This window comes from Mycolicibacterium xanthum (assembly GCF_019710635.1).
Lineage (GTDB): Bacteria > Actinomycetota > Actinomycetes > Mycobacteriales > Mycobacteriaceae > Mycobacterium > Mycobacterium xanthum.
This window is the reverse complement of record NZ_JAIFZS010000013.1, coordinates 186,469-195,378: the sequence shown is the minus strand read 5'-3', so window position 1 is coordinate 195,378 and position 8,910 is coordinate 186,469. Positions and strand designations below refer to the sequence as shown.

Sequence of the window (8,910 nt, the reverse complement as noted above, 5' to 3'; positions counted from 1 at the left end):
GCGGATCTCGTCGTTGCGGGCATCGGTCCGGCCCGCCACCGACAGCATCAGGTCGAAGTCGGTGGTGAGCGCGGCACCCATCGGGTGCGACGGGGTCGTCATCGCGGCTCCTTTCGTGTCGTGGTCTGTTGAGTTGTCGTGGTCTGTTGAGTTGTCGTGGTCTGTTGAGTTGTCGTGGTCTGTTGAGTTGGACGCACTCTCCGCGGGATCGGTTCCCCGGATCCGCCGGGTGTTCAGCGGATCGCGTGCGCCGAGCGGATCGCCCGCACGCAGACGTCGTGCAACTCGTCCCCGTGCGCAGGGTCGCTCTGGCAGCCGATGGCGATCCGGACCGCACCGTCGACGACGACCGCCCAGGCCGTCTCGCTGCCTGCGCGCCGTTCGCGGTAGGTGACCGCCGGTCGGCCACCGGGCCGGCCTGCGGTGTCGAAATCGGCGAACACGCCGTCGGGCTCGCCGTGCAGGGCCTGCCGCAGCTCATCCCCGACCTGCTCGATGGAAGCCGGTGCACCGACCGACTGGGTGATGTGCAGGGCGGGCAGCCCGCCGGGCGCGGCGACGCGCACGCGTGCCGAGCCGGGTCCGGCCGTGATGCGCTCGACCGCCCAGCGCGCGGGTACCCGGACCGCGGCGTGCCCCTCGACGAGCAGCGCGTCGGCCGGGGTGGCCAAACGCGACTGCGCCAGCCACCCCGCGCCGAGTGCGGCGACGGCCAGCAGGGCCACCCACGCCCGGGCGGGCGCGCGGCGCGGCTCGCGACGTCCGGTGTGCGCCGCCGCGGCCCGCCGGACGCGGTGCGCGTCGCTGCACTCGACACGGACCCCGTCGGCGCGCAGTCGGGTGAGCAGGTCGGCCGGCACCGGCACGCCGGCGGGAACATCCAGCAGGACGGCCGGCTCGGCGGCCAGTTCCGCCGTGTCCCAACCATCGGCACGGTCGAGCACGCGTCGCCCGCCGTTCGGGTGCGAGACCACGACGATGTCCTCGGAGATCTCGACGACCGTGGTGGTGCCGTCGGCGAGGATCTCGGAGCGGCGCACGACGACCACCGAGTCGGCCAGCGCGCCGGCCACGTTGCCGAGCATCTCGACGCGAGCCGACGGCCACCAGGTGGGGAACACCAGCACCAGCGTGTTCGCGACGTCGCCCACCGTGTCCAGGGCGGCGCCGAGGACGTCGTGCCAGAGCGCGGGGACCTCGACGAGCCGGTCGTCCAGCAGCGCCAGTGGATCATCGACGCACTCGATGGCCACCGAGATCCATTCCGCCGGCGCAGTGCCCGGTCCCCGCACGCTGCGCGGCCCGATCTCGACGACGGCACCGGTCACGGCGGCTCGATCCAGCCGATCTGCAGCAGTTCGTCGGGGCGGCCCCGCACGGTCAGGATCCCGCGCCCCGGCGGCAGCGGTGCGGGCCGCGACGTGCCGAGCAGGACCCCTTCGTCCGGGGCGGCGCTCATCATCAACCCGGAGGTGCCCATGTCCCGCATCCGCGCCAGCACCGGGTCGAACATGGCCCGCGCCGCGCCGCCCGAGCGCCGTGCCACGACGACGTGCAGCCCGAGATCCTTGGCGTGCGGCAGGAAGTCGGCGATCGGGGTGAGCGGATTGCCGGTGGCCCCGGCGACCAGGTCGTAGTCGTCGACCACCAGGAAGATGTCGGGGCCGTCCCACCACGACCGGTCCCTGAGCTGACGCTGGGTGACCCGCTCGTCGGGCATTCTGGCGGTCAGCCGTTCCGTCAGCACGCTCATCCTCGACGCCAGCGCAGTCGGGGACACCGCGTACCCGCCGAGGTGGGCGGTCTCGACGACGCCGAGCAGGGTGCGGCGGTAGTCGACGATCTCCAACTGGACCCGTTCGGGACTGCGCGAGGCGACGAGTTCGGCGCACAGCACCCGCAGCGCCGACGTCTTTCCGCATTCGCCCTCCCCGAGCACCAGCAGGTGTGGATGCTCGGCGAAATCCACCGCCACCGGGCCGAGGTCGTGTTCGCCGACGCCCAGCAGCACGCCCGCGCCGTCGTCGGGCCGGGTGATCTCGGCGTGCGCCACCCGTGTCGGCAGCAGCTCGATCGGCGGGGCGGGGCGCCCGGTCCGGTTGTGCCGCAACCGGTCCAGGTCGGGCAGCGCGATCGCCATCTCGCGGCCCTCGGGTGTCAGCCCCCGCCCCGGCGGCCGGCCGGTCAGCCGCCGGGCGCTGCGGCGGTCCATCTCGGAGTCGGCGGGATCACCCAGCCGCAGTTCGATGCGGGTGCCGATCTGATCCTTCAGCGCCGGCCTGAGGTCGGCCCACCGGGAGGCCGCGATCATGACGTGGATTCCGTAGGCCAATCCGCGGGCGGCCAGTGCGGTGATCGACGCCTCCAGGTTCTCCAGGTCTTCGCGCAGCGCGGCCCAGCCGTCGACGACCAGGAAGACGTGGCCGTCCCGGGCCTCGGCGCCGTCCTCGCGGCGGCGCAGCAGCGACTGCAGCGCAGCGACGGTACGCCGGCACAGCTCGGTGTCGGCCCGCCCGGCGACCGACCCGACGTGGGGCAGGCCGGCCAGTTCGGTCAGCGCTCCCCCGCCGAGGTCGAGACCGTAGAACCGCACCTGCCCGGCGTCGTGGGTGGCGGCCAGCCCGGAGATCACCGTCTGCAGCGTGGTCGACTTACCCGACCGCGGTGCGCCCACGACGACGAGATTGCCTGCCGCACCGGACAGATCGACGATCCGGGGCTCGTAGCGCTGCTCGTAGGGACAGTCCACGACGCCCACCGGTATGCACAGCGTCGCCTGGGGGGTCGGCCGTGCGGACAACAGTGCCGACAGCTGCGGCGATCGGCTCAGCGGTGGCAGCCACACCCGGTGGGCCCGTGGGCCCCGCCCCGCCAACGCGCCCAGCACCTCGTCCAGCAACACGGGGTGTGGCGTGCAGGGCGAACCGGATTCCGCGGTGCGCCGGACATCGGCCAGCGTGAAGCGCTGCGGCGCAACGCCGCCGGCCGACCGTCGCCGGGCGAGGTCACCGGAGACGAACGCCGTCTGGAACCGGGTCAGCGCCCCGGTCGCGGTCTTCAGGTACGCCGCGCCGGGCTCGGTGGGCAGGTGGTAGGCGTCGGGCACGCCGAGCACGGCACGTGATTCGGCCGCCGAGAAAGTCTTCAGACAGATCCGGTAGGACAGGTGGGTGTCCAGCCCACGCAGCCTGCCCTCGTCGAGACGCTGACTGGCCAGCAACAGGTGCATGCCCAGCGAGCGCCCCAGACGTCCGATCGCGACGAACAGTTCGGCGAAGTCGGGGTGCTGGCTGAGCAGCTCGGAGAACTCGTCGACGACGATGACCAGGCTGGGAAGCGGCGCCAGCGCAGGGTCGCGGATCCGGGCCCGGGTGTAGTCGGTGATGTTGGCGAGATTTCCCGCCGCCCGCAGGATCTCCTGGCGCCGGTTCACCTCACCGGTCAGCGCGTCGCGCATCCGGGCGACGAGGTGCGCCTCGTCGGCCAGGTTGGTGATGACCGCCGAGACGTGGTGCACGCCCTCCAGGCCGAGGAACGTCGCACCGCCCTTGAAGTCCACCAGCACCAGGTTCAGCGTGTCGGGTGAGTGCGCGGCGATCAGGCCGAGCGTCAGCGTGCGCAGGAACTCCGACTTGCCCGAGCCGGTCGCACCGATGCACAGACCGTGCGGCCCCATCCCGCCGGCGGCCGCCTCCTTGAGGTCGAGTTCGACGGCCGCACCGTCCTCGGCCACCCCGATCGGCACCCGCAGCCGCCGGCGCGGATCCGTTGTGTTCCAGAGCCGATCCACGTCGATCGACTCCGGATCCAGGCCCATCAGCGCGGGCCAGTCCGGCCCCGCCGACCCGTGCACCGGTACACCGCGAGCCGGGCGGTGACCGGCGATCCGCCGGGCGCAGGCCGCGGCATCGGCCAGCGACAGCGCGTCACACGCGACGTCCAGTTCCGCCGAGTCCGCGCATACCCGCACCGGGCCGACCACGGCGCCGATGACGACCGTCGTCGTGGAGTCGTCGGGCTCCGGCCCGCCACCGCCGTCGACGATGACGATTCGCCGCAGCGCCGCGCCCGGATCCACCACGTGCGGCAGCCACTTCAGCCAATCCCAGTGCCGCCTGCCCTGTTCGGTGGCGAGCTCGATACCGATCAGGCCGGGCGGGTGCAGCGCGGCGAGCTGGCACACCAGCGCGCGTGCCGCGGCGCGGGCCGCCGATTCGGCACCACCGAACATCACCTCACGGGTACCGGTGAGCGGGATCGTCAGCGGGACCCCGGCCACCGCCGACCGCTCGCGGACCAGCCGGCGCAGCGCGCCGGTGGTGACCGGGTCGGCGCCCTCGTCGCTGCCGATGTCGGGCGCGACGATCGCGGTGGCCGCCGGCCGCTGCCCCAGCCCGACCCGTACCGAGGCGAAGTCCGGGTCGGCGGCGCAGCGTTCCCACATTCGCCCCGCCAGCGTCCACAACGCCCGCGGATCGGGGTTGCGCCAGTGCAGGAGTCGGTGCTGGCGGGCCGCCGACTCCGCCAGCACCGCGTCCTGCGTGGCGAGGTATCGCAGGTATCCGGCACGGCGTTCGTTGAGCTCGACGGTGCGGCCTGCGCCGCGGGCACCGTAGGCCAGCGTGCCGAGCGCCGAGGCGAGCATCATCACCGGAAAGAACAGCAACGTCGGGCTGCGCGCGGCGCCGGAGGTCAGGTAGACGGCACTCATCCCGAGCGCGGCCACCACCACCGCGAGGGGCATCAGTCGTGCCAGCGGATGCATCCGCACGGGTTCGGGTGATTCGGGCGGCGGGTCGATGACGAGCCGGCCGCCCGGGGACTCGGGCGGCCCGGTGGGCGACGGACTCGGCGTGGCCATGTCCGAATAGACGCGGCGGACGGCACATCCGTTCCATCCACAGCCGGAGAATTCCCGCATCCCGCTCGATCGTCACCGAGTTACGTTGGTGGCGTGGCCGATACGTTGCTCCGGGTGAGCGTGCAGATGGCTGCGCCGGGCGCCTCGGCCGCCGTCGACCTGGTGTTGCCCGGCGACTGCCCACTCGGCGGGCTGCTGCCGTCGATCGTCGACCTCGCCGCGCCCGAGCAGGTGCCGGGCCGGCACCGCTGGGTGCTGTCGCGGCTGGCCGGCCCTCGGCTGGACCCGGCGATGACGCTGCGCGAACACGGCGTCGTCGACGGCGACCTGCTGCTGCTGACCGCGGCCGAACCTCCGGCCCCGCAACGGATCACCGGAGACCCGGCGGGCACGGTGGCCGCGGCTGCCGAAGCCCCGCGCGCGCCTAAGGCTCCCGGGCCCGTGCTCGCGGCGGCGGCATGGGTGGCGTGCGCGGCCGCGTTGGCGTGGTCGGGCAGCGTGGTACGAAACGGGTGGCACGGGTGGGTCGCGGTGGCGGCGGCGGTCGCGGCGGCGGCCGTGGCGGGGTCGAGGCGGACGGCCGCGCCGGCTGCGGCGGCGTTCGGGGTGGGCGCCGTGGCGTTCGCGGCGGTGGCCGGCTATCTCGCTGTTCCGCAATCCGATTGGGCGTCGGCGCTGCTGTTGGCAGCATCGGCGGGACTGGCGGTGGCCACGCTGCTGCTACGCCTGACCGGCGGCACGACGCAGGTCGCGACGACGGTGCTGACCGGCACCGTGGCGCTGGTCGCCGCGCTGAGCGTGATGCTGCCGATGTCGCGTGCCTCCGCGGGCGCGGCCTTGGCCGTGGTGGCGGTGGCCGGGCTTTCGGCGGCGCCGGCACTGACGGTAGCGGTGACCGGCCTGGGCCCGGCCCGGCCCGACCCGGACGGCGGGACGGTCGCGGCGGCGCATCGCCTGCTGACCGGTCTGGTGGCCGGCCTGTGCGCAGCGGCCGTCCTCGGCGCGGTCGCGGTCGTCACCGACGCCGGAGCCCCTGGGCCGGTGCCGTTCGTGTTCGTGGCCGTCGTCGGCGCGCTGCTGCTGCTGCGGCAGCGGACGCACCGCGATCCCCGGCGACGGCTCGCGTTGCGCGCCTGCGGCGTCGCCGCCCTCGCGGTGGCCGCCGCGGCGGGCGTGCTGGCGGCGCCCGGCCACGCGCACTGGATCTGCGCCGCGGCGGTGACCGGTGTCGGGGCCGCCGTCGCCGCGGAGTCGCCGGGCGCCGAACCCGGTCCGGTCAGGCGGCAGGCCCTGCAGGCGGGCGAATACCTCGCGCTGGCCGCCGTGGTGCCGCTGGCGGCCTGGGTGTCCGGCGCCTATGAGTTCGTCCGCGGGATGAGCCTGTGATCACGGGGACCCGGATCGGATCACTGGTCGCCGTTTCCGTGTTGGCACTCGGCCTGTCGGTGAACCCGGTGGCGTCGGCGGTCACTCCCCCACCGGTCGACGACGACCGGCTTCCGGGCGCCGGCCCGCCCGCACCGCCCCGGCCCACCACCCGCTACGACGACTGCGTCGCCGCCCCGCCGGACGCACCGGTCGGCGCCGGAGGCCAGTTGTCGGGCCTGGACCTGCCGACGGTGTGGGCGCTGAGCCGGGGTGCCGGTCAGACCGTGGCCGTGCTCGACACCGGGGTGGCGCGACACCGGCGCCTGCCCCATCTGGTCCCGGGCGGCGACTATGTCTCGACCGGCGACGGCACGTCGGACTGCGACGGCCACGGCACCATCGTGGCCGGCATCATCGGCGCAGCCCCCGACGCCGCCGATCCACAGGCCTTCACCGGGATTGCGCCCGACGTGTCGATCCTGTCGATCCGGCAGTCCAGCAACAAGTTCCGCGCTGCCGACGACACCACCGGCTCGGGATTCGGTGACGTCGACACGCTGGCCGCCGCGGTGCGGACCGCCGCCGACCTCGGCGCCACGGTCGTCAACATCTCGTCGGTGGCCTGCGTAGCGGCCGGCGCCGGACCGGACGACCGCGCGCTGGGCGCCGCGCTGGCGTACGCCGTCGACGTCAAGAACGTCGTGGTGGTGAGCGCGGCAGGCAATGTCGGCGGCCCGGGACGGTGTCCGGCGCGCAACCCCGACAGCGCCGCGGGGTCAGACGACGTCCGCGCGGTGGTGAGCCCGGGGTGGTACGACGAGTACGTGCTCACCGTCGGCTCTCTCGGCCCCGACGGGGCCGCGTCGACGTTCAGCCAGCCCGGTCCGTGGGTGGATGTCGCGGCGCCGGGACAGGCGGTGGTGTCGCTGGCGGCGTCGGGCGACGGGCTGGTGGACACCGCGCCCGGGCACCGGGGGGCGGATCGGGTCCCGTTGTCGGGCACCAGCTATGCGACGCCGGTGGTCTCGGCGGTCGCGGCGCTGGTCCGCTGCCGCTTCCCCGAACTCACCGCACGCCAGGTCATGCAGCGCATCGAGGACACCGCGCGGCACCCCGCCGGCGGCTAGAATCCCGTTGTCGGCCACGGAGAGGTGGATCCGGTCGCGGCGCTCAGCGGTGATGCGGTTCGCCCGCAGCCGGCGCCGCGGCGACCCCCGGATGTCCCGACCGCCGCCCCGGCGGACGCCGCCACCGCGGATCGGACGGCGCTGCGGTGGGCGGCTGGCTGCCTTGCGCTGACCGCTGTCGTCGCGCTGATCTCGTCGCGTCGGCTACGGCGAGAGGGCATCCCGCAGGACTGAGGCCGCGTCGCGGCTGAGCTCGGGTCCGGCCGGCAGCGTGTCCAGCACCGGCCACGGCGCGAGCGTCGCGGGGCCCGGCAGGCCCAGCGCGGCCGCCGCGTCGTCGTTGCGGACACCGAACCGCACGCCCGAGTCGGTCACCAGGAACAGCGACCCCGCGCTGCGCCCGCCGCCGGTGAGGCCCACCGAACGGACGAACACGCTGCGCCCCGCCGGTACCGACACCAGATCGATCGCGGGGCCGAGCTCGTCGGCCTGCGCCAGCCGCACCGGTGTGGCCACCGTCGGCATCCTCGTGCCGGTGAGGATCTCGGTGTCCGCCACGGTGCCGCCATCGTCCGGACGCCAGCGCGCGCACACCACCGGAGCCGTCCCCACCCCGCCGCGGCGGGGGTAGGTCTGCACCGGCAGGTGGTCCACCACGGGCCGGGAACCGATGTCGTCGGGGGCCACCCGCGGCACCTCGCCGATCCGGGAGTCGGTGAAGCGGATCAGGTCGGCGACCACCTCGCCGATGCGCTGCACACCGTCGGCGAAGACCAGGAAGTAGTCCTCGCCGCCGGCCCGCGGTACGGCCACCACGGTGGCGTCCGCGGGCAGCAGGGGCGCGACGATCGGCGGCACCTCCGGGATGGCGGTCAACAGCGCCGGCGACACCGGTCGCGGCGTCACCCCGTCCAGGCGAAGGGCGCGCACGACGGCCGCGTGCCGCAGATCCACCCGGGCCCGCCACCCGTCGTAGAGCAGGTAGGTGGTGGCCGGGCTGGCGCCGAGCGGGGTGACCAGCAGCGCGTCCCCGGGGCCCACGACGCCCGGTCGGGGTGCACCGGCGATGACCGCGGTGCCGGACCGGACGTCGTCGCAGACCGTCCACTGCGCATCGGCCAGGCCGAGCGGGGCCCCGAGCTGCCCGGGCGCGCCGGGTATGCCCACGCCGGGACCGCGGTCCGCGCGGGCGACGGCCTCGCCGCTGACGATGCGCGGCTGTACCGGTGCACCGGTGATCAGTCGCGCGGAGGCGAGGTTGGGAACGGGATGCAGGGTGCCTTCGATCCTGACGAACATGGCACCGGTCTCGCCGACCAGCAGCACGGGATCGTCACCGAGTTCACCGGCCGGGCGAAGCAGCGCCAGGCCGGCGCACACCGCCACGGCCAGCACCGCGAGCACCGCACCGGTGGCCAGCGAGATCGACTGTGCCCGCAGTGGATCGTCGAGCATGCGGGCGTCGCCGCGGACCAACGCGTGCGCCATGCGGCGCGCCAGAAAACGGTGCCCGCTGACCTGCAGGCGCGTCGTCGGATACCCAGCCATCACTCC

Annotated in this window: 4 protein-coding genes and 2 pseudogenes; 2 read left to right on the top strand and 4 right to left on the bottom strand. The window is 74.4% G+C overall.

Annotation, left to right across the window (positions count from 1 at the left end; all coding sequences use genetic code 11):
- From JDV09_RS08675 to eccCa, 3 genes and pseudogenes are all read right to left on the bottom strand, one after another.
- Positions 1–102 (bottom strand): annotated as a pseudogene (locus JDV09_RS08675) (WXG100 family type VII secretion target); the annotation flags it as partial.
- A gap of 131 nt (positions 103–233) precedes the next feature.
- Complete coding sequence (locus tag JDV09_RS08670; RefSeq protein WP_221368696.1) at positions 234–1,328, bottom strand: type VII secretion-associated protein; 1,095 nt, start codon at positions 1,326–1,328, stop codon at positions 234–236.
- Positions 1,325–4,861, bottom strand: a complete 3,537-nt coding sequence (gene eccCa / locus JDV09_RS08665; RefSeq protein ID WP_221368695.1) for a type VII secretion protein EccCa — start codon at positions 4,859–4,861, stop codon at positions 1,325–1,327. Before eccCa ends, JDV09_RS08670 begins: the two co-directional genes overlap by 4 nt.
- Before the next feature lie 93 nt (positions 4,862–4,954).
- On the opposite strand from eccCa, the gene eccD reads away from it, so the two are divergent.
- A complete protein-coding gene (gene eccD, locus JDV09_RS08660; protein WP_221368694.1) occupies positions 4,955–6,247 on the top strand; it encodes a type VII secretion integral membrane protein EccD in 1,293 nt (430 codons plus the stop codon).
- Positions 6,247–7,590: pseudogene (gene mycP / locus JDV09_RS08655) on the top strand (type VII secretion-associated serine protease mycosin). The gene eccD and the pseudogene mycP overlap by 1 nt, the downstream one beginning before the upstream one ends.
- On the opposite strand, the gene eccB reads toward mycP, so the two are convergent.
- Positions 7,561–8,904, bottom strand: coding sequence for a type VII secretion protein EccB (gene eccB, locus JDV09_RS08650; protein ID WP_221368692.1), 1,344 nt, complete (start codon positions 8,902–8,904; stop codon positions 7,561–7,563). The pseudogene mycP and the gene eccB sit on opposite strands and share 30 nt — an antisense overlap.
- Positions 8,905–8,910 lie beyond the last annotated feature (6 nt).

Bases quoted from the DNA above. Each gene is read 5' to 3' on its own strand.
- eccB (WP_221368692.1), bottom strand. From the start codon at position 8,904: ATGGCTGGGTATCCGACGACGCGCCTGCAGGTCAGCGGGCACCGTTTT.
- eccCa (WP_221368695.1), bottom strand. From the start codon at position 4,861: ATGGCCACGCCGAGTCCGTCGCCCACCGGGCCGCCCGAGTCCCCGGGC.